Origin of the sequence: Kitasatospora cathayae (genome assembly GCF_027627435.1) — a bacterium.
GTDB lineage: Bacteria > Actinomycetota > Actinomycetes > Streptomycetales > Streptomycetaceae > Kitasatospora > Kitasatospora cathayae.
In genome coordinates this window covers 6,667,484-6,689,170 of the sequence record NZ_CP115450.1, presented here as the reverse complement: position 1 = coordinate 6,689,170, position 21,687 = coordinate 6,667,484, and the positions used below count along the sequence as shown (strand labels likewise).

General features: G+C 72.1%; 24 protein-coding genes, 1 tRNA gene and 1 pseudogene. 13 read left to right on the top strand and 13 right to left on the bottom strand.

Annotated elements, in window-relative coordinates; genetic code table 11:
* Nucleotides 1-128 precede the first annotated feature (128 nt).
* A tRNA-Leu gene (locus O1G21_RS30390) sits at nt 129-213 on the top strand.
* 172 nt (nt 214-385) lie between these two features.
* On the opposite strand, the gene O1G21_RS30385 is transcribed toward O1G21_RS30390, so the two are convergent.
* Together O1G21_RS30385 and O1G21_RS30380 are read right to left on the bottom strand one after the other, a co-directional pair.
* Complete coding sequence (locus tag O1G21_RS30385; RefSeq protein WP_270151334.1) at nt 386-1,072, bottom strand: TetR family transcriptional regulator; 687 nt, start codon at nt 1,070-1,072, stop codon at nt 386-388.
* Between the two features lie 144 nt (nt 1,073-1,216).
* Entirely contained in the window at nt 1,217-2,368 is a 1,152-nt protein-coding gene (locus tag O1G21_RS30380) for an acyl-CoA dehydrogenase family protein (RefSeq protein ID WP_270148170.1), read from the bottom strand.
* Nucleotides 2,369-2,551: 183 nt separating this feature from the next.
* On the opposite strand from O1G21_RS30380, the gene O1G21_RS30375 reads away from it, so the two are divergent.
* Nucleotides 2,552-2,986, top strand: coding sequence for a PhlB family protein (locus O1G21_RS30375; protein ID WP_270148168.1), 435 nt, complete (start codon nt 2,552-2,554; stop codon nt 2,984-2,986).
* Nucleotides 2,987-3,114: 128 nt separating this feature from the next.
* Here O1G21_RS30375 and O1G21_RS30370 read toward each other — a convergent pair whose 3' ends face one another.
* The 6 genes and pseudogenes from O1G21_RS30370 to O1G21_RS30345 all read right to left on the bottom strand — a co-directional run bounded on the left by O1G21_RS30370 (nt 3,115) and on the right by O1G21_RS30345 (nt 8,976).
* Nucleotides 3,115-4,077 (bottom strand): electron transfer flavoprotein subunit alpha/FixB family protein, encoded by a 963-nt coding sequence (locus tag O1G21_RS30370; protein ID WP_270148167.1) that lies wholly within the window; start codon nt 4,075-4,077, stop codon nt 3,115-3,117.
* Nucleotides 4,078-4,123: 46 nt separating this feature from the next.
* Nucleotides 4,124-4,907: pseudogene (locus tag O1G21_RS30365) on the bottom strand (electron transfer flavoprotein subunit beta/FixA family protein).
* Nucleotides 4,908-5,170: 263 nt separating this feature from the next.
* Nucleotides 5,171-5,968 carry a family 1 encapsulin nanocompartment shell protein gene (locus tag O1G21_RS30360; protein ID WP_270148166.1) on the bottom strand — a complete coding sequence of 266 codons (798 nt, stop codon included), beginning with the start codon at nt 5,966-5,968 and terminating at the stop codon, nt 5,171-5,173.
* A 57-nt stretch (nt 5,969-6,025) separates the two neighbouring features.
* Nucleotides 6,026-7,045: a Dyp-type peroxidase gene (locus O1G21_RS30355; RefSeq protein WP_270148164.1), complete on the bottom strand. Its 1,020-nt coding sequence runs from the start codon at nt 7,043-7,045 to the stop codon at nt 6,026-6,028.
* Nucleotides 7,046-7,252: 207 nt separating this feature from the next.
* Entirely contained in the window at nt 7,253-7,879 is a 627-nt protein-coding gene (locus O1G21_RS30350; protein ID WP_270148163.1) for an FMN reductase, read from the bottom strand.
* Nucleotides 7,876-8,976, bottom strand: coding sequence for an LLM class flavin-dependent oxidoreductase (locus O1G21_RS30345; RefSeq protein WP_270148162.1), 1,101 nt, complete (start codon nt 8,974-8,976; stop codon nt 7,876-7,878). Before O1G21_RS30345 ends, O1G21_RS30350 begins: the two co-directional genes overlap by 4 nt.
* 174 nt (nt 8,977-9,150) lie before the next feature.
* Between O1G21_RS30345 and O1G21_RS30340 the strand changes: the two genes are divergently transcribed.
* Nucleotides 9,151-9,912, top strand: coding sequence for a PP2C family protein-serine/threonine phosphatase (locus tag O1G21_RS30340; RefSeq protein ID WP_270148161.1), 762 nt, complete (start codon nt 9,151-9,153; stop codon nt 9,910-9,912).
* Between the two features lie 99 nt (nt 9,913-10,011).
* Here the strand turns inward: O1G21_RS30340 and O1G21_RS30335 are convergent, their stop codons facing one another.
* Nucleotides 10,012-10,584 (bottom strand): DoxX family protein, encoded by a 573-nt coding sequence (locus O1G21_RS30335; protein ID WP_270148159.1) that lies wholly within the window; start codon nt 10,582-10,584, stop codon nt 10,012-10,014.
* A gap of 198 nt (nt 10,585-10,782) precedes the next feature.
* Between O1G21_RS30335 and O1G21_RS30330 the strand changes: the two genes are divergently transcribed.
* Complete coding sequence (locus O1G21_RS30330; protein ID WP_270148158.1) at nt 10,783-11,379, top strand: TIGR03086 family metal-binding protein; 597 nt, start codon at nt 10,783-10,785, stop codon at nt 11,377-11,379.
* Between the two features lie 108 nt (nt 11,380-11,487).
* Nucleotides 11,488-11,976: a hemerythrin domain-containing protein gene (locus O1G21_RS30325; protein ID WP_270148156.1), complete on the top strand. Its 489-nt coding sequence runs from the start codon at nt 11,488-11,490 to the stop codon at nt 11,974-11,976.
* 43 nt (nt 11,977-12,019) lie between these two features.
* Here the strand turns inward: O1G21_RS30325 and O1G21_RS30320 are convergent, their stop codons facing one another.
* Together O1G21_RS30320 and O1G21_RS30315 are read right to left on the bottom strand one after the other, a co-directional pair.
* Complete coding sequence (locus O1G21_RS30320) at nt 12,020-12,808, bottom strand: VOC family protein (protein WP_270148155.1); 789 nt, start codon at nt 12,806-12,808, stop codon at nt 12,020-12,022.
* Nucleotides 12,809-12,928: 120 nt separating this feature from the next.
* A complete protein-coding gene (locus tag O1G21_RS30315) occupies nt 12,929-13,510 on the bottom strand; it encodes a Uma2 family endonuclease (protein ID WP_270148153.1) in 582 nt (193 codons plus the stop codon).
* A gap of 184 nt (nt 13,511-13,694) precedes the next feature.
* On the opposite strand from O1G21_RS30315, the gene O1G21_RS30310 reads away from it, so the two are divergent.
* The 4 genes from O1G21_RS30310 to O1G21_RS30295 all read left to right on the top strand — a co-directional run bounded on the left by O1G21_RS30310 (nt 13,695) and on the right by O1G21_RS30295 (nt 18,343).
* Nucleotides 13,695-14,375: a TetR/AcrR family transcriptional regulator gene (locus O1G21_RS30310; RefSeq protein WP_270148152.1), complete on the top strand. Its 681-nt coding sequence runs from the start codon at nt 13,695-13,697 to the stop codon at nt 14,373-14,375.
* Nucleotides 14,376-14,510: 135 nt separating this feature from the next.
* The gene (locus O1G21_RS30305) at nt 14,511-16,040 is read left to right on the top strand and encodes an MFS transporter (protein WP_405000738.1); all 1,530 of its coding nucleotides are present in this window, start codon (nt 14,511-14,513) and stop codon (nt 16,038-16,040) included.
* 221 nt (nt 16,041-16,261) lie between these two features.
* Entirely contained in the window at nt 16,262-17,875 is a 1,614-nt protein-coding gene (qcrB, locus tag O1G21_RS30300) for a cytochrome bc1 complex cytochrome b subunit (RefSeq protein WP_270148149.1), read from the top strand.
* A 27-nt stretch (nt 17,876-17,902) separates the two neighbouring features.
* Complete coding sequence (locus O1G21_RS30295; RefSeq protein WP_270148147.1) at nt 17,903-18,343, top strand: PPOX class F420-dependent oxidoreductase; 441 nt, start codon at nt 17,903-17,905, stop codon at nt 18,341-18,343.
* 213 nt (nt 18,344-18,556) lie between these two features.
* Here the strand turns inward: O1G21_RS30295 and O1G21_RS30290 are convergent, their stop codons facing one another.
* Both O1G21_RS30290 and O1G21_RS30285 read right to left on the bottom strand, forming a co-directional pair.
* Complete coding sequence (locus tag O1G21_RS30290; RefSeq protein ID WP_270148145.1) at nt 18,557-18,760, bottom strand: hypothetical protein; 204 nt, start codon at nt 18,758-18,760, stop codon at nt 18,557-18,559.
* Nucleotides 18,757-19,026: a DUF1876 domain-containing protein gene (locus O1G21_RS30285; protein ID WP_270148144.1), complete on the bottom strand. Its 270-nt coding sequence runs from the start codon at nt 19,024-19,026 to the stop codon at nt 18,757-18,759. The genes O1G21_RS30290 and O1G21_RS30285 overlap by 4 nt, the downstream gene beginning before the upstream one ends.
* A gap of 156 nt (nt 19,027-19,182) precedes the next feature.
* On the opposite strand from O1G21_RS30285, the gene O1G21_RS30280 reads away from it, so the two are divergent.
* The 4 genes from O1G21_RS30280 to O1G21_RS30265 are packed head-to-tail and all read left to right on the top strand — an operon-like array spanning nt 19,183 to nt 21,675.
* Complete coding sequence (locus O1G21_RS30280; RefSeq protein ID WP_270148142.1) at nt 19,183-20,025, top strand: YndJ family protein; 843 nt, start codon at nt 19,183-19,185, stop codon at nt 20,023-20,025.
* Nucleotides 20,022-20,555, top strand: coding sequence for a DUF1990 family protein (locus O1G21_RS30275; RefSeq protein ID WP_270148141.1), 534 nt, complete (start codon nt 20,022-20,024; stop codon nt 20,553-20,555). The genes O1G21_RS30280 and O1G21_RS30275 overlap by 4 nt, the downstream gene beginning before the upstream one ends.
* 44 nt (nt 20,556-20,599) lie before the next feature.
* Nucleotides 20,600-21,214: a hypothetical protein gene (locus O1G21_RS30270; protein WP_333493564.1), complete on the top strand. Its 615-nt coding sequence runs from the start codon at nt 20,600-20,602 to the stop codon at nt 21,212-21,214.
* Nucleotides 21,211-21,675 (top strand): hypothetical protein, encoded by a 465-nt coding sequence (locus O1G21_RS30265; RefSeq protein WP_270148138.1) that lies wholly within the window; start codon nt 21,211-21,213, stop codon nt 21,673-21,675. Before O1G21_RS30270 ends, O1G21_RS30265 begins: the two co-directional genes overlap by 4 nt.
* Nucleotides 21,676-21,687: the final 12 nt, after the last annotated feature.

Genomic DNA, 21,687 nt, shown 5'->3' with positions numbered 1-21,687 from the left:
CCCCCCGCCTCCGCCACCGGCCCGGCCACCCGGTCCGGAGCCGTTTTGGGAGCCCAAGCCGATCTTTGCTACAGTTACATCTGTCAGCGCGACGGACGAGAGATCGGAAGCCGCGAGGACGACACCCCGTCCGGGTGGCGGAATGGCAGACGCGCTAGCTTGAGGTGCTAGTGCCCTTTATCGGGCGTGGGGGTTCAAGTCCCCCCTCGGACACCGGCTAAGGCCCCAGTTCATCTGGGGCCTTTCGCTTTCCCCGGGTAGGGCGGAGCATCTCGGTCACCACCGCATCGCCAAGGCATCTGCCCGTCAGAGCGGCTGTCGGCTCGGGGTGTTCGGTGTTCGCCGCCGACGGCGAGCGCCGCCGGGGCGCCGGGCCCACCGGCCGTCAGATCCGGCGGGTGTCGCCGATGGCGGTCTCGATGCCCTGGACCATCCGCCACAGCGGGGCCCGGCGGCTGGCGACCAGGACGACCACGTCGTCGGTCGCGTCGGCGCCCTCGGGGGTGGTGTCGGTGGGGCGGTCGCTCCAGGTGGAGGTGACGAAGGCCATCGCCGCGTCGACCTCGGCCACCCAGTCGCTCTCGCCGCCCGAGCGCAGCCAGGTGCGCAGGGCGTGGTTGTGGGCGGCGACCACGGCGGCGGCGATCACGTCGGCGCGCAGCGGGCCGTCCGGGCGGTCGGCGAAGCGGCCGCGCAGGTAGGCGGCGAGGGTGTGCTCGTAGCGCCAGACCACCGACAGCTCGTACGCCCGCAGGCCGGGGACCTTGCGGGTGAGGCGGTAGCGCTGGACGGAGAAGGAGGGCTGCTCGGCGTACATCCGCAGGACCAGGCGGGCCGCGTCGCTGGCGTGCTTGACCGGGTCCTCCTCGCCGGTGCCGGAGTCCAGGAACTCCGTCATCTCGGCGAGGCCGCGCTCGTGGTCGGGGAAGACCACGTCCTCCTTGGCCGGGAAGTAGCGGAAGAAGGAGCGTCGGCCGACGCCGGCGAGCGAGACGATGTCGTCGATCGTCGTCTGCTCGAAGCCGCGTTCCAGGAAGAGCTCGAAGGCCGCGGCCACCAGCGCCTCGCGCATCGCCGGCTTCGAGGGCCCGTCGTTCATGGGCAGGTCCTGCTCTTCCTTGTCGCTCATTCTCCGGAACTTAGCATCGGCGCGATGCGTCGGCCCCGACGGCCGGTGGGCTGGCCCGTCCGGCCGTCGGGGCACGTCCGAGCGCCGTTACGGCAGGTTGCGGGCCATCACGATCCGCTGGACCTGGTTGGTGCCCTCGTAGATCTGGGTGATCTTCGCGTCCCGCATCATCCGCTCCACCGGGTAGTCCCGCGTGTAGCCGTAACCACCCAGCAACTGCACCGCGTCCGTGGTCACCTCCATCGCCACGTCCGACGCGAAGCACTTCGCCGCCGCACCGAAGAACGTCAGATCCGCGTCCCCGCGCTGCGACTTCGCCGCCGCCACGTACGTCATCTGCCGCGCGGCCTCCAGCTTCATCGCCATGTCCGCCAGCATGAACTGGATCCCCTGGAACTCCGCGATCGCCTTCCCGAACTGCTTGCGCTCCCGGACGTAGCCCTTCGCGTAGTCCAGCGCACCCTGCGCGATGCCCACCGCCTGCGCCGCGATCGTCACCCGGGTGTGGTCCAGCGTCCTCATCGCCGTCTGGAAACCGGTGCCCTCCGCACCGATCATCCGGTCCGCCGGGATCCGCACGTTGTCGAAGTACACCTCACGCGTCGGCGAACCCTTGATCCCCAGCTTCTTCTCCGGCGCACCGAACGACACGCCCTCGTCGCCCTTCTCCACCACGAACGCCGAGATGCCCTTCGACCGCATCGAGGGATCGGTGACGGCCATCACCGTGTAGAACTCGGAGACCCCCGCGTTGGTGATCCACCGCTTCACACCGTTCAGCACCCAGAAGTCACCGTCGCGCACCGCCCGGGTCTTCATCCCCGCCGCGTCCGAACCCGCCTCCGGCTCCGACAGGCAGTACGAGAACATCCCCTCGCCCCGCGCCAGCGCCCCCAGGTACTTCGCCTTCAGCTCCTCCGAACCCGACAGCTGCACCGGCAGCGACCCCAGCTTGTTCACCGCCGGGATCAGCGACGACGAGCCGCACACCCGCGCGACCTCCTCGATCACGATCACCGTCGCCAGCGCGTCCGCCCCCGCACCGCCGTACTCCTCCGGCACGTGCACCGCGTGCAGGTCGTTGCCCCGCAGCGCGTCCAGCGCCTCCTGCGGGAACCGCCCCTGCTCGTCCACCTCCGCCGCGAACGGAGCGATCTTCGCCTCGGCCAGCGAACGCACCGCCTCACGGAGCATCTCGTGCTCCTCGGAGACGCGGAAGAGATCGAAGTCCTGGCTCATGATCGCCACTCCTGTTTCACGACGGTACTCAGTACCCTTCATTATGCATGCGCGCGGCAAAAAGGGAACTCAGTGCCTTCACAGGGCGGCACTGAGTTCCCTATCCTTTTCCTGTCGTACTACAGCCGAACTACTGACGTACTTCTGCCGACAGAGCCGGTCCGAGCGCAGGGAGATGACAACGTGGTCCACTCAGCCATCGATGCCGACACCCGGAGCACGACGCTGTACTTCCAGCGCTGTACCTGGTGCAACAACCCCACCTTCCAGCGGCTGCTCTGCCCCACCTGCGGCTCCACCGAGCTGCGGCTGGAGCCCAGCGAGGGCACCGGCGTCGTGCGGCGCTGCGCGGTCGAGCAGGCCCGCACGCCGCTGGTCCGCCAGAAGTCGCTGATCCGGATGACGGAGGGGTTCGACGTCTGGTGCATCGTCGACGGGATGCGCAGCACCGTCCCGGTCGGCACCCGGGTGCGGCTGTACTCCTCCCCCGGCTCCGACCAGCCCGAGTTGCGGCTGCTGCCGGTGGAGGAGCCGCCGGTGGAGCAGGAGGCCGAGCCGCGCCCGCTGCCGCCGCTCAAGGGCGGGTTCACCCAGCACCTGGCGGCCTTCGCCGAGTAGGCCGCGACGGGCCCCGCGGCGGACCGCGGGCCCCTGTCGGCCATGCGACGAGGCGCGACGCGACGGAGGGCGTGGCACTCGGTACCGGGGTACCGAGTGCCACGCCCTCCGTTCTTCCGCTGCGCGGATCAGCCCTTGCGGGCCTTCACCTCGGCGGTGAGCTGCGGCAGCACCTCGAAGAGGTCCCCGACCACGCCGTAGTCGGCGAGCTCGAAGATCGGGGCCTCCGGGTCCTTGTTGACGGCCACGATGGTCTTCGAGGTCTGCATGCCGGCCCGGTGCTGGATGGCGCCCGAGATGCCGTTGGCCACGTACAGCTGCGGGGAGACCTGCTTGCCGGTCTGGCCGACCTGGGAGCTGTGCGGGTACCACCCGGCGTCGACGGCGGCGCGCGAGGCACCGACGGCGGCGTCGAGCACGTCCGCGAGCTCCTCGACCACGCCGAAGCCCTCGGCGGCACCGACGCCACGGCCGCCGGAGACCACGATGGCGGCCTCGGTCAGCTCCGGGCGGCCGGTCGAGACGCGCGGGGTGCGCGAGGTGACCTTGGCGGCGTTGCCGGTGAACTCCACCGACACGTTCTCGACCGCGCCGGCGGCCGGGGCGGCCTCCGGGGCGACGGCGTTCGGCTTGACCGTGATGACCGGCACGCCGTTGCTGACGCGGGAGTCGACGGTGTACGAGGCGGCGAACACCGACTGGGTGGCGACCGGGCCCTGGTCGCCGGCGCGGACGTCCACCGCGTCGGTGATGATGCCGGAGCCGAGGCGCAGCGCCACGCGGGCGGCGACCTCCTTGCCCTCACTGGAGGACGTCACCAGGACGGCGGCCACGTCATTGGCCTTGGCGATCTGGGCCAGGGCGTCCACCTTGGGGACGACCAGCTGGTCGGCGAACTCGGCGCCGTCCGCGACGTACACCTTGGCGGCGCCGAACTCGGCGGCCTTGGCGGCGATGTCGGCGGCCGCGGCACCGGCGCCCAGCACGACGGCGGACGGCTCGCCGATGCGGCGGGCCAGGGTCAGCAGCTCCAGGGCGGGCTTGCGGACCGCACCCTCGGCGTGGTCCACCAGGACGAGAATCTCAGCCATTGCTCTATGTCTCCGTGTTTCGCTGGTTCGGGGGTCGGGGTGCGGACTAGATGAACTTCTGGTCGGCGAGGAAGGCGGCGAGCTGCTTGCCGCCCTCGCCCTCGTCCTTGACGACCGTGCCCGCGGTACGCGCCGGACGCGCCGCCACCGACTCCACCGCCGTCCACGAACCCGCCAGGCCGACCTCGTCCGCCTCGATGCCCAGGTCGTCCAGGTCCAGCGACTCCACCGGCTTCTTCTTCGCCGCCATGATCCCCTTGAACGAGGGGTAACGGGCCTCACCCGACTGGTCCGTCACCGAGACCACGGCCGGCAGCGCCGCCTCGACCAGCTCGGTCGCCGCGTCACCGTCCCGACGCCCCTTGACCACGCCGCCCTCGACCGACACCTCGGACAGCAGCGTCACCTGCGGCACACCCAGCCGCTCCGCCAGCAGCGCCCAGCACACCCATCGTGCCGTCCGTCGACGCCATGCCGCCGATCACCAGGTCGAACCCGGTCTTCTCCAGCGCCTTCGCCAGGATCGCCGACGTCCCGATCACGTCCGAGCCGTGGATGTCGTCGTCGTTCACGTGAACGGCCTTGTCCGCACCCATCGACAGCGCCTTGCGCAGCGCGTCCTTCGCGTCGTCCGGACCCACCGTGAGCACCGTCACCTCGGCGTCGCCGTTCGCCTCGGCGATCCGCAGCGCCTGCTCGACGCCGTACTCGTCCAGCTCCGACAGGAGGCCGTCCACACCCTCCCGGTCGGTGGTGTGGTCGTCCGCGAAACGACGGTCACCCGTCGCGTCCGGCACGTGCTTCACACAGACGACGATCCTCAAGCTCATGAGCGGTTTCTCCTGTCACGGGTGCACGGATGCACTGGATCCATGGCCTCAGGTCAGGCCGAGGGTACTGAGTGCCAAGTCCGGCCCGGCCGCGGCCCGCGCGCCGCAAGCGCCACCTGGACCGGCATGCCGTGTCGGCTTTCTTCGACTGGCGTCAGAGGCTCCACCGAGAGAATACGGCACTCAGTACCCCTCGTAAAGGCACTCAGTACCCTACCCGGCGATCGGGCGCGGCGGCCGGAGGCGGACACGGGGTCCGGGCGTCAGCCCCGGAGCGCGACGGCCGCCTCTCCCGTGTACACGCGGAAGGTGAGCGACTCCTGAAGGTACAGCTGCACCGAGTCCGCGTCGTGGGAGAGGTAGCCCACCGAGACGTCCTGGCCGAGGAAGAGTTCGAAGTCCCCGCCCCGGGTGGACAGCAGGAACGCCCCCTCGATCGCGGGGGCCCAGATGATGTCGCCGTCCAGCAGCCGCGCCAGGTGGTTGTGCACGGGGTAGCCGTGGTCGCTGGTCTCGTTGACGGCGGTGAAGGCCTCGGCGCCGAGCAGGAGCGAGTACGGTCCGCCGACCCCGGCGAGGCGGAGGGCGGTGAGGGCGCGGCTGACGGCTTCGGGGTACTCCCGTACGTCGTCCGGGAGCTGGACCGGCGGGTTGCTGGAGCCGGCCCGGATGCCCTCGATCTCGGCGGCCCGGTAGCCCTCGAAGACGGCGCGGTCCTCGGCGCGGGCCAGGGTGCGGGCGGCGTCCTTGACCGGTTGCCAGTCGGAGTCGCGGGAGCCGCGCTCGACGTCGTCGACGGCCTCCCGGCCGACGGTGAAGGGGACGCGCAGTTCGACCACCGGGCGGCTGTCGCGGGCGTGGGCCCGGACGCCGTCGAGGGGTGGGTCGATGCCGGTGAGGTGGCCGGTGCCGACGGCGGCGAGGGTGGTGCCCTCGGGGCCGGCGAGGTCGACCACCCGGCGGCCGGCGATGTGCAGCTTGAAGGTCTGCCGGGCCTCCTCCTCGATCTCCTCCCAGGCGGCGGCGGAGACGGGGGCGAGTTCGCGGTGCAGGTTGTTCACGGTGCGGGTCCTGTTCGGGAGGGCTGCTTCCAGGCGGTCGGCTTCGGGACGTCGGCTTCAGGAGGTCGGCTTGAGGCTGCCGATGCCGAGCGAGCCGTCCGCACGGGCCTCGGCGGCGGGGCCGGCTGGGGCAGCGGGAGCGGCGGGGGCGGGCGGCGGGGCGTCGAGGAAGTCGGCGCTCGGGACGTAGAACAGCGAGCCGGTGACGGCGGTGGAGAAGTCGAGCAGCCGGTCGGTGGTGCCGGGCGGGTCGCCGAGGAACATGTTGCGCAGCATCTCCTCGGTCACCCCGGGGTCGCGCGCGTAGCCGATGAAGTAGGTGCCGAACTCGCCGCCGCGCTCGAAGGAGCCGAAGGCCATGTTGTAGCGGACGATCTTCCGTTCCTCGCCGTCCGGGCCGGTGACCACGGTGAGGGCCACGTGCGAGTCGGCGGGTTTGACGTCGTCGTCCAGTTCGATGTCGGTGAGCTTGGTGCGGCCGACCGCCCCCTCCTGCTGCTCGACGCTCAGCGCGTTCCACTTGTCCAGGTCGTGCAGGTACTTCTGCACCATGACGTAGCTGCCGCCGGCGAAGTCCGGGTCCTCCGCCCCGACCAGGGCGGCGTCCACGGCGGCCCGGCCCTCGGGGTTCTCGGTGCCGTCGACGAAGCCGAGCAGGTCCCGGTCGTCGAAGTACCGGAAGCCGTGCGCGGAGTCGACCACGGTGGCCGCCCCGGCGAGGCGGGTGGTGAGCTGGCCGGCCAGTTCGAAGCAGAGGTCCATCCGCTCGGCCCGCAGGTGGAGCAGCAGGTCCCCGGGGGTGGCCGGGGCGCGGTGCCGGGGGCCGGCCAGTTCCTGGAAGGGGTGGAGGTCGGCGGGCCGGGGGCCGTCGAAGAGGCGGTCCCAGAGTGCGGAGCCGATGCCGGTGACGCAGGTGAGGGCGCCGTCGGGGGCCCGGAAGCCGACGGACCGGCGCAGTCCGGCGAGATCGGGCAGGAGGTCGCGGACGGCCTCCTCGCCGCCGGGTTCGACGGTGAGGACCAGGAAGACCGCCGCGCCGGTCAGCGGGGAGAGCACGGCTTGCGGTTCGGGCTGCATGCCAACGATGACACCGCACAACGGACGCATCGGCACGGCCGACACGCAGCCGAACGGTCCCACCGAAGGCGCCGGCGGCACCGGCGGAGACCGCTCCGCAGGGGCCGTTCGGGTGGCCGGGCCGCGCTGCCCGAGCGCATGCCGAGGGGGCGGGTGCGCTCCTTCGCGCATCCGCCCCCTCGGCCGTCCGCGGTCGGCCGTCCGGCGTCAGACCCGCAGCGCCGCCAGCTGCTCGGCGAACGGGACCACCTGCTCGGGCAGCGCGGCCCTCGCCGTCTGGCCGCGCCCGGCCAGCAGGGCCGCCAGCTCGCCCGCCGCGCGGTCGATCCGGCCCGGCAGGCCGTCGGTCAGCGCGTCCCCCGCCGTGCCCCAGTCGTCGGTGGCCGCGTACACGGCGGTCGGCAGCACGACCGCCCGCAGGTAGCCGAACAGCGGCCGCACGGCGTGCTCCAGGGCGAGCGAGTGCCGGGGCGTGCCGCCGGTGGCGGCGATCAGCACCGGCTTGCCGGTGAGCGCGTCGTGGTCGATCACGTCGAAGAAGGACTTGAACAGGCCGCTGTAGGAGGCGGTGAAGATCGGCGTCACCGCGATCACCGCGTCCGCCTCCGTCACCGTCTCGATCGCCCCGCGCAGCGCGGGGGCCGGGAAGCCGGTGACGAAGTCGTTGGCGATGTCCACCGCGAGGTCGCGCAGCTCGATCACGGTGACCTCCGCCTCCCGCCCCTCCCGGGCGAGCCGGCGCACGGTCGCCTCGGCGAGCCGGTCGGCCAGCAGCCGGGTCGAGGACGGCTTGCTCAGTCCGGCGGTCACCACCGCCAGCTTGAACGCGGTCACTTGGAGACCTCCTCCTTCTCCCGGGCGTCGCGGGCCGCGACCAGCGCGGCGTGGGTCGGCGCGTCCGGCACCTCGGCCGGGCGGCCCTTGGCGAACTCCTCGCGCAGCACCGGCACGACCTCCTCGCCGAGTAGGTCCAGTTGCTCCAGCACGGTCTTCAGCGGCAGGCCGGCGTGGTCCATCAGGAACAGCTGGCGCTGGTAGTGGCCGAAGCTCTCCCGGAAGCTCAGCGTCTTCTCGATGACCTCCTGCGGGCTGCCCACGGTCAGCGGGGTCTGCTCGGTGAACTCCTCCAGCGAGGGGCCGTGCCCGTACACCGGCGCGTTGTCGAAGTACGGACGGAACTCGCGCACCGCGTCCTGGGAGTTCTTCCGCATGAACACCTGCCCGCCGAGGCCGACGATCGCCTGCTCGGGCGTCCCGTGGCCGTAGTGGGCGTAGCGCTCGCGGTAGAGGTCGATCAGCTTCTGGAAGTGCTCCTTGGGCCAGAAGATGTTGTTCGCGAAGAAGCCGTCTCCGTAGTAGGCGGCCTGCTCCGCGATCTCCGGGCTGCGGATCGAGCCGTGCCAGACGAACGGCGGGACGTCGTCCAGCGGGCGCGGAGTGGAGGTGAAGGACTGCAGCGGGGTGCGGAAGCGGCCCTGCCAGTCGACCACGTCCTCGCGCCACAGCTGGTGCAGCAGCGCGTAGTTCTCGATCGCGAGCGGGATGCCCTGGCGGATGTCCTTGCCGAACCAGGGGTAGACCGGGCCGGTGTTGCCCCGGCCCATCATGAGGTCCACCCGGCCGTCGGCGAGGTGCTGGAGCATCGCGAAGTCCTCGGCGATCTTCACCGGGTCGTTGGTGGTGATCAGCGTGGTCGCGGTGGAGAGGATGAGGCGCTCGGTCTGCGCGGCTATGTAGCCGAGCATGGTCGTCGGTGAGGACGGGACGAACGGCGGGTTGTGGTGCTCGCCGGTCGCGAAGACGTCCAGCCCGACCTCCTCGGCCTTGCGCGCGATGGCCACCATGGCCTTGATCCGCTCGTGCTCGGTCGGGGTGCGGCCGGTGGTCGGGTCGGGGGTGACGTCGCCGACGCTGAAGATTCCGAACTGCATGCTGCTCACCACACTCCAGGAGGTCCCAGGTAGTCCAACTTTCAACCACCTTAGCATCCGGGCGCGAATCGTTATTCCCCCGGTTCCCGCCGACAATGGAAGGCGGGCCCCGACCACGACTCGGGACCCTCCGGGAGACCACGACTCGGGACCCTCCGGAAGGACGGCGAACCGATGGCGCCGTACATCGCGGTGAGCGCGCTGAGCCACGAGGGCCTGGTGCGGGAACACAACGAGGACAGTCTCGCAGTCGGCCCGTGGACGCTCTGCGCCACCGTGACCACCAACCCGCAGACCCTGCTCTTCCCGCTCGGCCCGCCCTGCGTGGTCGCGGTCGCCGACGGGCTGGGCGGCCACCCCGGCGGCGAGGTGGCCAGCGCGCTGGTCGCCCGCCGGCTCGCCGCCACCGGGGGCGGACTGGACGGGGAGGAGGCCGTCCGGGAGGAACTGCAGGAGTGCAACCGGGCGGTCCACGCGGCCGCCGCCGGAGAGCCGGAGCTGGCCGCGATGGGCACCACCGTCGCCGGGGTGGTGCTGCTGCCCGGGCAGGCCGTGGTCTTCAACGTCGGCGACAGCCGGGTCTACCGGGTCAGCGGAGACGGGCTGGACCGGGTGAGCGTGGACGACAGCCCGCCGCTGCCGCCCGGCCGGCGCACCACCTCGGTGGTCACCCAGACCCTGGGCGGCTCGTTCGGCCTCACCGTCGTCGAACCGCACGTGCGGGTCTCGCCGCTGGCCGCCGGCGACCGCTACCTGGTGTGCAGCGACGGCCTGACCGACCCGGTGACCGAGGAGGAACTGGCCGAACTGCTCGGCCGGTCGTACGACACGTCCGAACGGGCCGACGGGAAGGCCGCCTTCGAGCTGTGGAAGGCGGCGATCGAGGCGGGCGGGCCGGACAACATCACCCTGGCGCTGGTGCGGATCGGCGAATGACGCGGTGCGGCCCGTGCGCGGAACGCGCGGAAGCCGTGGCGACGATCCGTCACCACGGCTTCCGGTCAGGCTGGTTGCGCCTGTCGTTACGGCGCCGGACTACTTGCGCAGCAGCAGGATCACCCCGGCCGTCGCCAGGCCGACCAGCACGGCGGCCACGCCGTACGCCAGGCGGTGCGCCTTCAGCACCGGCAGGAAGCGGTCCACCGCGTAGCGGCCGGGGCCGGTCAGCGCGAGGGCGGCGGCGCCCGCCGTCAGCAGCAGCTCGTACTCGTTGCCCTTCGGGGCGAAGAAGCCGCCGCCCCAGGTGACGGCGATCGCGTTGACCATCGTGCCGACCACGGCGGCACCCGCCAGCGGGGTCAACAGGCCGACGGCGAGGCCGAGTCCACCCAGGATCTCGGTGAGGCCGGCGACCACCGCCATGGCGTTGCCCGCCGGGTAGCCGCTCATGGTGAAGAACTGACCGGTGCCGTCGATCCCGCCGCCCCCGAACCAGCCGAACAGCTTCTGGCTGCCGTGCGCGGCCATGGTCAGGCCGAGCACCAGGCGCAGGAGCAGGAGCCCGGCGTCATAGGCGTGCGGGGAGGTGGCCGCGGACCCGGAGCCGAACCGGGCGCGGCGGGCGGTGGGGCTGGTGGCGGCGGTCGTGCTCGGGCTGCTGCTCGGCATGCGCGTCTCCATCGATCGGGGTCGGTCGTAGGGGTGTGTGTGGCGGTGCGGCCGGGCAGGGTGTGGTGTGGTGCGCCCGCGCCTGTTGTTCAAATTTGAACCGGCCGCTCCTCGACCGTACCTTGGAGTTCGAATTTGAACAACTGACGGTCCATGAGCGACTCGCGCGCCCCGCCGGGACCGGGGCAGGGTGGAGACATGGCTCACCGCAGGCAACACCAGCGGGCCGCCCGGCCCGGCACGCCGTACCCCGAGGCGCTCGCCGCCTTCGACGAGCGGGTCCGACTGGTCACGCCCGGGCAGTGGGACGCCCCCACCCCGTGCGCCGACTGGTCCGTCCGCGAGCTGGTCAACCACATCACCGGCGAGCAGCTCTGGGTGCCCGAGCTGCTGATGGGCGCCACCATCGCCGAGATCGGCGGCCGGTTCGACGGCGACGTGCTCGGCGACGACCCGGTCGCGGCCTGGGCGGCCGCCGCCGAAGCCGCCCGGCAGGCCTGGGAGGTCCCCGGCGCCACCGAGCTCACCGTCCACCTCTCCTTCGGCGACGTCTCCGGGCAGGACTACCTGGACCAGCTCACCACCGACCTGGCCATCCACACCTGGGACCTCGCCGAGGGCATCGGGACCCGCACCCGGCTCCCGGCGGAACTGGTCGGCTTCGCGCTCGGCGAGGTCTCCGGCTACGGCGACCTCTCCGGCAGCGGACTGTTCGACCCGCCGCTGCCGGTGCCCGAGGACGCGAGCCCGCAGACCCGGCTGCTGGCCATCACCGGGCGGCGGGACGGCGGCTGAGGGCTGTCGGGCACGGCCGGAGCCGGATCATGAGGAGCTGCGGTGGGCGGCGCCGGATACTGGACAGTACGGGGGCAGTCCTGATCCCGGACGAGAGGCGGTCACGCCATGAGCCGCAGGCCGGACATCCTCGGCGAGTTCACCGCCGACCACAAGGCGGTCACCGAGCTGCTCGACCGGGCCGAGACGGCGCCGGCCGGCTCCGCCGAGCGCGCCGAGCTGGTGGCCCGGCTGACCGACCTGCTGTTCACCCACTGCGCCGCCGAGGAGGAGCACCTCTTCCCGGTCGTCCAGCACGACGTGCCCGAGGGCGGGGCACTGGTCTTCAGCAGCATCCACGACCACCTGGCGATCGGACAGTACCTCGCCGACCTGCAAGGACTCGGCCCGGCCGACCCGGCCTTCGACACCCTGCTGCAGGGCCTCGCCGACACCGTGCGGCGGCACCTCACCGGCGAGGAGAAGGTGCTCTTCCCGGCCGCCCGCAAGACCCTGCCCGCGGCGGCCCGGGCGGAGCTGGGCGAACGGCTGAGGGCGGAGCGGGAGGAGCTCGGCAGCCCGGATTCACCCGGTCCCCCGGTCACCCCTTCGGGCTGACTCAGGTCCTTGGTCAGCCCTTCGAGCCGGCTCAGGCCCTTGGTCAGGCCTTCGGGCTGATCACCGCGAACCGGGCCCCCTCCCGGTCCCGCAACCGGGCCACCCGCCCGTACGGGGTGTCGAAGGCGGGGCCGATCACCGAACCGCCCAGCTCCAATGCCAGGGCCAGCGCCTGATCGGTGTCCGGTACGGCGAAGGAGATCTCCCAGTGCGGCGGCGTGCCCGCCGGGCCGCCCGCCTGCTCCCTGGCCAGCGCCGCGACGTTGTGCCCCTCCGCCCGCAGCACCACCCGGTCGTGCTCCCAGCGGACCTCGAAGCGCTCCGGGTCGCGGCCGTCCCAGCGGAACACCTCGCCGTAGAACAGCGCCGCCGCGAACGGGTCCGGGGTGCGCAGCTCGATCCAGACCGGCGCGCCCGGCAGGTCCAGCTTCCGGGCCCGGCCCAGCGGGCCCTCCCAGATGCCGAACACCGCCCCGGCCGGGTCCGCCGCGAAGGCCACCCGCCCCTCGTCGAAGGCCAGCGGGCCGACCGCCAGGGTCGCGCCGCGCTCGCGCACCGCGTCGGCGACGGCGTCGGCGCTCTCCGTCCCGAAGTAGCTGGTCCAGGCGAGCGGCACCGCCCCGACGCCCGCGACCCCCAGCCCGGCCACCGCCTCCCCGCCCGTCACCGCGTGCACGTACGGGCCGAAGCGCTCCGGCCCGGGCTCGAACTCCCACCCGAGCAGCGGGCCGTAGAACTCCTTGGCACCCTCCAGGTCCCGGGCCATCAGGCTCACCCAGCACGGAACGGCCGCCACGCAGCGCACCCTGGCGGTCGACTCCTCGCTGTCCATCGCGAACCTCCTCCGCCAACCCGGCCGCCGGGCCCCTCCCGACTCCCACGGCCCACCGGCCGCCCGGGACGCCCAGCCTAGGCCGACGGGACTACCCGCCCCGGGAAGACATGGCCGGGCTCAGCGCACCCAGTTCTTGAGCGGCTCGGTATCGAGGGAAATGCCGACCGGATCGGGGAGGTGGACGGTCTTGCCGAAGGGGAGGGGCTGGACGGTCTCGTAGCGGACGCCGTCGGGCCGGCTGTGGACGACGACCTCAGCGGAGTCCCGGTCGATCAGCAGGTAGACGGGGATGCCGGTCTCGGCGTAGGCACGGGGCTTCTCGACGCGGGCACGGTGGTCGGCTTCCACTTCGGCATCGGTGACTTGGACGACCATCAGCACCGCCCCGGCGTCCACCCACGCCCCCATGCCCATGAAGGCCCCGGAGGGCGCCAGGGTGCCGTCCGGGCACGCACGCCCCTCCTGGGACCGTTGCACCTTCAGCCCGTGATGGTGCAGGAACAGCTCCGGCCGCGCCTTGAGGCAGCTTCGCACCAGCCACCCGACCACCCGGCCGTGGTTGCCGTCCGGTCGCGGCTTGACCGCCAGCCGCCCGTTGAGGAACTCCAGCCGGATGCCTTCAGCGGTCCGGAAGGCGAGCCGCGCGAGCTCCTCGAACTCCTCAGGCAGCATCTGTGCGCGGTCGGAGATCGCGGTCACAGGCTTTCCCCTTCCACCGGAGCACCCCACGGGGAACGAAACACACTGGCAGATGGACACGGAGACCCCTCGGATGTGATGCAGGTCACATGGGGGGCGGAAATTACGGGGACGGATTCCCCGTTTCCGAGTACGTTGGTAGAAGCGGGGAGAACTTCCCCGGTATCCTGGAGGAGCAGTCGCCATGACCACCGTCGCCACCGAGTCGGCCCGGGCCGCGGGGAGTGTGCGTACGCCGAAGTTGCGTGCGGACGCGAGCCGGAACCGGGAGCGGATCGTGCTGGCGGCCCGGGACGCGTTCGTCGAGCACGGTGCGGATGTGCCGCTGGACGAGATCGCGAAGCGGGCGGGGGTCGGCAATGCCACGCTGTACCGGAACTTCCCGGACCGGGTGGCGCTGATCCGCGAGGTGGCGCTGCTCGTCAAGAACCGCATCCTGGCGCTCGCCGAGACGGCGACGGCGGAGGCGGAGGCACCTGGCGGCGGGGGCCCGTTCGAAGCTCTGCAACGGTTCGTGCACGCGACCGTCGCGGAGAAGGTCGGCGGTCTCTGCTCCCTGTTCAGTAGCCACATCGACCCGCACGACCCGGACCTGACCGAGGTCCGGGAGCGCCTGAAGTCCGCCGTGGGCGGGCTGATGGAGCGCGCACGGGCCGCGGGCGAGTTGCGGCCGGACGTCGACCACGGCGACCTGTTCATCGCGATGAGCCAGCTGACCCGACCACTGCCGAACACCTCGTGCCAACTGCTCGACGAGTTCGTCCACCGGCACCTGCAGATCTTCCTGGACGGTCTGCGCACGCCCGTCCGTTCGGTCCTGCCCGGCCGGGCCGCGACCTTCGAGGACTTCCAGACCAAGAACTGACCGACCACCAGCACCGACCCGACGCGCAGCCGATCGGCACCGCCGCCGCACGCCTCCGCGCGCCCTCGCACCCGTACGGCAACCTGCCGTTCCCGTACGGCAGTTGACCGTTTTCGCACACCCACGCACCGTGAAATGGGTACCCCCATGTCTCAAACCGACGCCCGCCCGGCGACGCTGCCCGATCCCAGGCGCTGGAAGGCGCTGATCTTCATCGGCCTCGCCCAGCTGATGGTCGTCCTCGACGCCACCATCGTGAACATCGCCCTGCCGTCCGCCCAGCGGGACCTCGGCATATCCGACGGCAACCGCCAGTGGGTGATCACCGCCTACGCGCTGGCCTTCGGCGGCCTGCTGCTGTTCGGCGGCCGGATCGCGGACCTCTGGGGCCGCAAGCGGACCTTCATCGTCGGCCTGACCGGCTTCGCCCTGGCCTCCGCGCTCGGCGGCGCCGCGGTCAACACCGCGATGCTGCTCGGCTCCCGCGCGCTGCAGGGCGTGTTCGGCGCACTGCTGGCGCCTGCCGCGCTGTCGCTGCTCGCGGTGACCTTCACCGAGGCCAAGGAGCGCGCCAAGGCCTTCGGCATCTACGGCGCGATCGCCGGTGGCGGTGGCGCCATCGGTCTGATCCTCGGCGGCTTCCTGACCGAGTACATGAACTGGCGCTGGACCTTCTTCGTCAACATCCCGTTCGCCATCGTGGCCGCCGTCGGCGCCGTCATGGTGATCCGCGAGCCCGCCGAGGGCCGCAACCGCAACAAGCTGGACGTCCCCGGCGTGCTGCTGGTGACCACCGGCCTGGTCTCGCTGGTGTACGGCTTCACCCGCGCCGAGTCCAACGGCTGGACGGCCGGCAGCACCCTGGCGCTGTTCGCCGCGGCCGTCGTGCTGCTCGCCGCCTTCGTCCTGGTGGAGCGCAGGGTCAAGGCCCCGCTGCTGCCGCTGCGCGTGGTGCTGAACCGCAATCGCGGCGGGGTGTACCTGTCGCTGGGCATGGCCGTGATCGGCATGTTCGGTCTGTTCCTCTTCCTGACCTACTACCTGCAGGTCGTGCGCGGTTACAGCCCGGTGCTGACCGGCGTGGCCTTCCTGCCGATGGTGGCGGGCATGATCACCGGCTCGACCCAGATCGGCGCCCGGCTGATGACCCGCGTCCCGGCGCGCTACCTGATGACGCCCGGCTTCCTGACCGCCGCGCTCGGCATGTTCCTGCTGACCCACATCGGCCTGGACACCTCGTACCCGGCGCTGATCCTGCCCGGCCTGATCCTGATGGGCCTCGGCATGGGCACCGCCTTCATGCCGGCGATGAGCCTCGCCACCCACGGCGTCCAGCCGCGGGACGCGGGCGTGGCCTCGGCCATGGTCAACACCTCGCAGCAGGTCGGCGGCGCCATCGGCACCGCGCTGCTGAACACCATCGCGGCCAGCGCCACCAGTAGCTGGATGACCTCGCACGCCCACACCCTCGAGGCCGCGAAGGCGCTGCAGTTCCAGGGCATGGTGCACGGCTTCACCACCGCGATCTGGATCTCCTTCGGGATCCTGGTGGCGGCCGCCACCGTCGCCTTCACCTTCATCAACGCCGGCCACCCCGGCGCCGCGCGTGCGGGCGCCGACTCGGGCGCGGCGAAGGTCGACGAGGTGCCGGTGCTGGTGCACTGACCCCCGCCGCCCCTCGGGGCCTGCCCGTCTCGTAGTGACGTGGGTGCGTACGCGGCCCGTCCGGTGTCCTGTCGACACCGGGCGGGCCGCTCGCGGTTTCAGCCCGGCCGTGAACAGAGCCCCGAGCACCCCCGGGTAGAAGTGGGGATCACTCCCCGATTATTCTGACCTCAGCGAACCGGGGAACTATCCCCGCTTCCTTCGGACTGAGGTGCGTGCACATGACCCGGAATCAGAACCCAGGGCGGGGGCAGCGGGCCGCCGACTGGGCGGACGGCCGGCTGGGGATCTACTCCCTGGCCAGGGCCAACCTGCGGAAGATCTTCCCGGACCACTGGTCCTTCATGCTGGGCGAGATCTGCCTCTACACCTTCCTGATCATCATCCTGACCGGCGTCTGGCTGACCCTGTTCTTCAAGCCGAGCATGGGCGAGGTGGTCTACAGCGGCTCGTACGTCCCGCTCAAGGGCATCTCGATGTCCGAGGCCTACGCCTCCACCGTGGACATCAGTTTCGAGGTCCGCGGCGGGCTGCTGATCCGGCAGATCCACCACTGGGCGGCGATCGTCTTCGTCGCGGCCATGTTCGTGCACATGATGCGGGTGTTCTTCACCGGCGCGTTCCGCAAGCCGCGCGAGATCAACTGGGTCTTCGGCTTCCTGCTGCTCTTCCTCGGCATGCTGGACGGCTTCTTCGGCTACTCGCTGCCGGACGACCTGCTCTCCGGCACCGGCATCCGGTTCATCGAGGGCGTGGTGCTGGCCGTGCCGCTGGTCGGCACGTACGTCCAGATGTTCCTGTTCGGCGGGGAGTTCCCCGGGCACGACATCATCCCGAGGTTCTTCACCATCCACGTGCTCCTGGTGCCCGGCATCATGCTCGGGCTGCTGGTCACCCACGTGATCCTGGTCTTCTACCACAAGCACACCCAGTGGGCCGGGCCGGGCAGGACCGAGAAGAACGTGGTCGGCATGCCGCTGATGCCGGTGTACCTGGCCAAGGCCGGCGGGTTCTTCTTCCTGGTCTTCGGGATCATCGCGCTGATGTCCGCGGTCGCCACCGTCAACCCGATCTGGGCGTACGGCCCGTACCGCCCGGACCAGGTCTCCACCGACGCCCAGCCGGACTGGTACATGGGCTTCGCCGAGGGCCTGATCCGGGTGATGCCCGGCTGGGAGATCAGCCTGTGGGGGCACACCCTCAACCTCGGGGTGCTGGTCCCGTTCACGCTGTTCCCGGTGATCCTCGGCGCGATCGCGGTCTACCCGTTCGTCGAGAGCTGGGTGACCGACGACGGACGCGAGCACCACCTGCTCGACCGGCCGCGCAACGCCCCCGTCCGCACCGCCCTCGGCGCCGCCTGGATCAGCGTCTACCTGGTGATGCTCGCGGGTGGCGGCAACGACCTCATCGCCACCCACCTGCACCTGTCGCTCAACGCGATCACCTACGCGGTGCGGATCGGCTTCTTCGTCCTCCCGGTGGCCGTCTTCGTGGTCACCAAGCGCTGGTGCCTGGGCCTGCAGCGGCGGGACCGGGACAAGGTGCTGCACGGTCGGGAGACCGGCGTCATCCGGCGGCTTCCGCACGGCGAGTTCACCGAGGTGCACGCCGGGCTCGCGCCGGCCGAACTGCACCGGCTCACCGCCCACGAACAGCCCCGCCCCCTCGAACCGCCGCCCGCGGTGGACGAGAATGGAGTGGCCCGGCCGGCGGGTGGGCTCACCCGCACCCGCGTGCGGCTGTCCCGCGGATTCCACGGCGAGCACGCCCGGATCCCCAGGCCCACCGTCGAGGAGTACCGCGAGATCACCGAGGGCCACGGTCATCACTGACCCGCCCCCCGCGAGAGGGAGGAGATCATGTACGACCGAACCGACCGGCTCGCCGACAGCAGGTACCTCCTGCTGACCACCTTCGGCGAGGACGGCAGCCGGCAGGACTCGCAGCTGTGGGTCGTACCGGACGGCACGGCGCTCGGCGTCTGGACGCCCGCCCACTCCGGCGAGGCCGAACGGATCCGCCGCCACCCCCGGGTGCTGATCGGCCCCTGCGACGCCCACGGGCGCCCCACCGGCCGCCGGCTCCCGGCCCGTGCCCGGCTCTGCGACCCCGACGCGACGGCGCGCTACCGCACCTCGCTGATCAACAAGTACGGCCTGACCGCGCTGATCGCGCTGGCCCGCAGCCGGTTCCGGGTGGGGCTGGCCGGGACGGTCGGGATCCGGATCACGCTGAACGAGCTGGAACAGCGCCTGGTCGGGCCGGAGTGGCGGCCGCCGACCACGTACTGCGTCAACTGACGGCCGACGGGCTCCGCTTGGCCCCCTCCGACGTCAACCGGCCGCCGCCGGGCCGCCGTTCGGCTCGCCGAGTGCCGGGACCCCGTGGGGACGGGGCCCCGGCACTCGGCGATTCCCCGGGCGCGGTGGCTCAACTGTTCCGGCGCGTACGGCGGTTCCGGTTCCGGTGGCACGGCGGTTCCGGTGGCACGGCGGTTCCGGTGGCACGGCGGTTCAGCTCCCGTCGTCCGGTGCCCGGGCCAGGTCCCCCGGCTCGCAGGCCTCCCGGCCGGTCCCCACGTGCACCACCTTGACCGTCCGATCGGGGCCGCCGGGGACGACCTGCTGCTCGTGCCCGCAGCGCGGGCAGATCAGCGGGATGCGCGGGCGCTCCGGATCCCGTCCGGCCTGGTCGCCGTGCGGGCGCGGAGCGGTCACGAGAGCGGGTGGGTCGGGACCGGGCTGACCTCCTGGATCTCCCCGTGCGCCTTGGAGAGCAGTTGCGAGGCGAGGTCGTTGAGCGCACGGGCACCCGCGATCTCCTCGCCGACCCGCAGCTGTTCCGGGTCGGAGGGGTGCCGGCTGCTGTAGCCGTGGGCGCGCAGTTCGGTCCCGTCGCCGAGCCGGAGCAGGGCGGCCGCGGTCGTCCGCGGACCGTCCTCGCGGAACTCCATCTCGATGTGCCAACCGACCAGAGTCTTCATGGCGGATCACCTCCATCGGTTACTCCTCCAGAGTGCGCCGCACCCACCGTGAACACCAGGCAGGCCGGACCGAAGGCGAGTTGAACACGTTCAAGTCGGCGGCGTAGAGTCACCGGCGAGCCTATTTGAACGCGTTCAAGAGGGGGTGGCCCCGCTGTGGGCAAGGGCGCGACGGAACTGGTGGACCTGCTGGTCCTGATCGGCATGGGCGCCGTCCTGCCGCTCGGACTGGCCCTGATCGACGAACCCGGGCTCGCCCGGATCCGCCGCCTCTGGCCGCTCGCGGCCGTACCCGGGGTGCTCTCGCTCTGGCTGCCGCGCGGCGCCCTCGCCGCCGGCCCGGCGGTCGTCTACGCGCTCGGCACCCTGGTCCTGGCCCTGCACGCACCCCTGCGGCTGGCCCGGACCCGCTCGCTCGCCCCCGCCGAGGTCGCCGTGCTCACCGCGCTCGCCGCCCCCTCGGTGGCCGGCGTCGCGCTGGTCGCCGAGCGCTCCGGCTACCCGCTGTTCGGCTTCGAGCCGCACGTCCTCGCGCTGACCGTCCCGCACTTCCACTACGCCGGATTCACCGCCGCCCTGGTCTCCGGACTGGTCTGCCGCGCCGACCGCGGCTCCCGACCGGCCCGCTGCGCGGCGCTCAGTGTCCCGGCCGGCACCCTGCTGGTGCTGGCCGGGTACTTCCTCGGCAACTGGTGGCAGTTCGCCGGAGCCGTCGTGCTGAGCACCGGGATGTGGCTGGTCGGTCTGGTCAGCTGGCGCGAACTGCGCCCCCGGGCAAGGGACCGGGCCACCGCGCGGCTGTTCGCCGTCTCCTCCGCCATCCTGGCCCTCACCATGCTGCTCGCCCTGTGGTGGGCGCTCGGCCGGGCCGCCGGACTCCCCCACCCCACCTTGACCTGGATGGCCGCCACCCACGGCCTCGGCAACGCGCTCGGCTTCGCCCTCTGCGCGCTCCTCGCCTGGCGCCGGATCACCACCACCGTGGAGACTCCCCGTTGAACGACCACAGCCGCCCCGGCAACGACTACAGCCGCCCCGAGCAGGGCGCCAGCCGTACCGGCGACCTCCCCGCCGGCTACCGCCATCTGCACCACCGGGCCCGGATCGGCCACGGCCGCGCCGCCCTGGAGGTCGCCGGGGCCGCCCTGCTCGGCTGGCGGATGCACCGGCTGGCCGGCATCCGGATCGACGCGGAGGCCGAGGAGGCGGCCCCGGGCGTCGCCGTGCGCTGCGCCATCGGCCTCGGCCCGCAGCGGGCGGGCGCGCCCAACCGGGTGCTGGCCGCCGTCAACGGCCCGGACCGGTACGGCTTCACGTACGGGACCAGGCACGGGCACGTGGGCCGGGGCGAGGAGACCTTCCTGGTCGAGCTGGCGCCCGACGGGACGGTCTGGTTCAGCGTCACCGCGTTCAGCCGGCCGGTCGCCTGGTGGGCCCGGCTGGCCGGACCGCTGTTCCCGCTCCTCCAGCACGCCTTCGCCCGACGCTGCGGGCGGGTGCTGGCCGCGATCGCGGCGGACGCGGCGTAATCCGCTGGTCGGGCCGCAGGACGCTGCGACATCATCGCCGGGTGATGGAGATGCAGCCGGTCCTGGAGATGGACGCCCCCGACGAGGACTTCGCGCTCTGGCCGACGGGCAGCTTCGAGCCGTACGGATTCCTGGTGCTGGACGGGCGGTTGACGCCGCGGGACGTCGGCTCCGCGCTGTGGCGGATCGCCGGTGCCAATGAGGACGCACCCGAGGACGACTCCGAGGACGGCGGGCCGGAGGCCTTCCTGCACGGGCTGCTCACCGCGGAGTACCTCGTCGCCCCCGGCGGCTTCCGGGTGACGGACGGCGCCACCGGTGCCGTCTTCGCACCGGGCTGCTGCAACGGCCTGGAGGAGTGGCGCGAATGGCTGGACGTGACGGACGGCTCCGGCGAGGGCTGGTTCGGTCACGACCCCTACGCCGCGGCCCAACGGGTCGGCGGCACCGTGCGGTTGACGGCGGACACCGAGGTCGCGCACAGCCCGGTGATCGAGGTGCCGGTGGCGGAGCTGCGCCGGTTGCTCGCCGGGGCCGAGCAGGACCTGCGCGACTTCGTCCGCCTGACGGGCGGTTGGGCCGCGCGGCGGTTCCCGGAGCACGCCCCTGCCGTCACCGCCGCACTGACCCGGGCCCTGGCCCTGGAGCCCTCGCCGTGACCAGCTTCCGCACCCACCGCGCCCGGGTGCACGACGCCGCCCTCCCGCCGTACCGACGCCACAGCGCCCTGCGGACCTGCCTGACCGAGTTCGCCCCCTACGGCCTCCGGGCGACTTACCACCACCTCACCGTCAGCGCCCGGATGCCCCGGCGGCTGGAGGCCGATCCGGAGTCGCTGGTGCGGGCGGTGGAGGAGCTGCACGAGGCGCGGGTGCTGTGGCTGGCCCGGGCCGAGGAGTTCGCCGCGCGGCGACGGGCGGAGAAGCGGGCCGGTCGGCGCAGACCACCGGTGACGCCGTGGTGGGACCGACGGTGGCTGGGTTCGCCGAACGCGGTCTGGTCCCACGATCCCTTCCTGCACCCGCGGTTGAGCCTGCCCGACTACGTCCGGCGGCAGAACGCGCTGCTGGACGGGGCCGAGCTGCCCGGCTGCCCGGCCTGCGGGCACGGGGCGTGCTGAGAACGGCCCGGC

Excerpts from the sequence above, each read along its gene's own strand:
- O1G21_RS30270 (WP_333493564.1), top strand. The coding sequence starts at position 20,600 with ATGGAGATGCAGCCGGTCCTGGAGATGGACGCCCCCGACGAGGACTTC.
- O1G21_RS30370 (WP_270148167.1), bottom strand. The coding sequence starts at position 4,077 with ATGGCTGAGATTCTCGTCCTGGTGGACCACGCCGAGGGTGCGGTCCGC.
- O1G21_RS30385 (WP_270151334.1), bottom strand. The coding sequence starts at position 1,072 with ATGCGCGAGGCGCTGGTGGCCGCGGCCTTCGAGCTCTTCCTGGAACGC.
- O1G21_RS30355 (WP_270148164.1), bottom strand. The coding sequence starts at position 7,045 with ATGCAGCCCGAACCGCAAGCCGTGCTCTCCCCGCTGACCGGCGCGGCG.
- O1G21_RS30305 (WP_405000738.1), top strand. The coding sequence starts at position 14,511 with ATGGGTACCCCCATGTCTCAAACCGACGCCCGCCCGGCGACGCTGCCC.
- qcrB (WP_270148149.1), top strand. The coding sequence starts at position 16,262 with ATGACCCGGAATCAGAACCCAGGGCGGGGGCAGCGGGCCGCCGACTGG.
- O1G21_RS30310 (WP_270148152.1), top strand. The coding sequence starts at position 13,695 with ATGACCACCGTCGCCACCGAGTCGGCCCGGGCCGCGGGGAGTGTGCGT.
- O1G21_RS30285 (WP_270148144.1), bottom strand. The coding sequence starts at position 19,026 with ATGAAGACTCTGGTCGGTTGGCACATCGAGATGGAGTTCCGCGAGGAC.
- O1G21_RS30335 (WP_270148159.1), bottom strand. The coding sequence starts at position 10,584 with ATGCCGAGCAGCAGCCCGAGCACGACCGCCGCCACCAGCCCCACCGCC.
- O1G21_RS30340 (WP_270148161.1), top strand. The coding sequence starts at position 9,151 with ATGGCGCCGTACATCGCGGTGAGCGCGCTGAGCCACGAGGGCCTGGTG.
- O1G21_RS30345 (WP_270148162.1), bottom strand. The coding sequence starts at position 8,976 with ATGCAGTTCGGAATCTTCAGCGTCGGCGACGTCACCCCCGACCCGACC.
- O1G21_RS30325 (WP_270148156.1), top strand. The coding sequence starts at position 11,488 with ATGAGCCGCAGGCCGGACATCCTCGGCGAGTTCACCGCCGACCACAAG.
- O1G21_RS30380 (WP_270148170.1), bottom strand. The coding sequence starts at position 2,368 with ATGAGCCAGGACTTCGATCTCTTCCGCGTCTCCGAGGAGCACGAGATG.
- O1G21_RS30295 (WP_270148147.1), top strand. The coding sequence starts at position 17,903 with ATGTACGACCGAACCGACCGGCTCGCCGACAGCAGGTACCTCCTGCTG.
- O1G21_RS30320 (WP_270148155.1), bottom strand. The coding sequence starts at position 12,808 with ATGGACAGCGAGGAGTCGACCGCCAGGGTGCGCTGCGTGGCGGCCGTT.
- O1G21_RS30330 (WP_270148158.1), top strand. The coding sequence starts at position 10,783 with ATGGCTCACCGCAGGCAACACCAGCGGGCCGCCCGGCCCGGCACGCCG.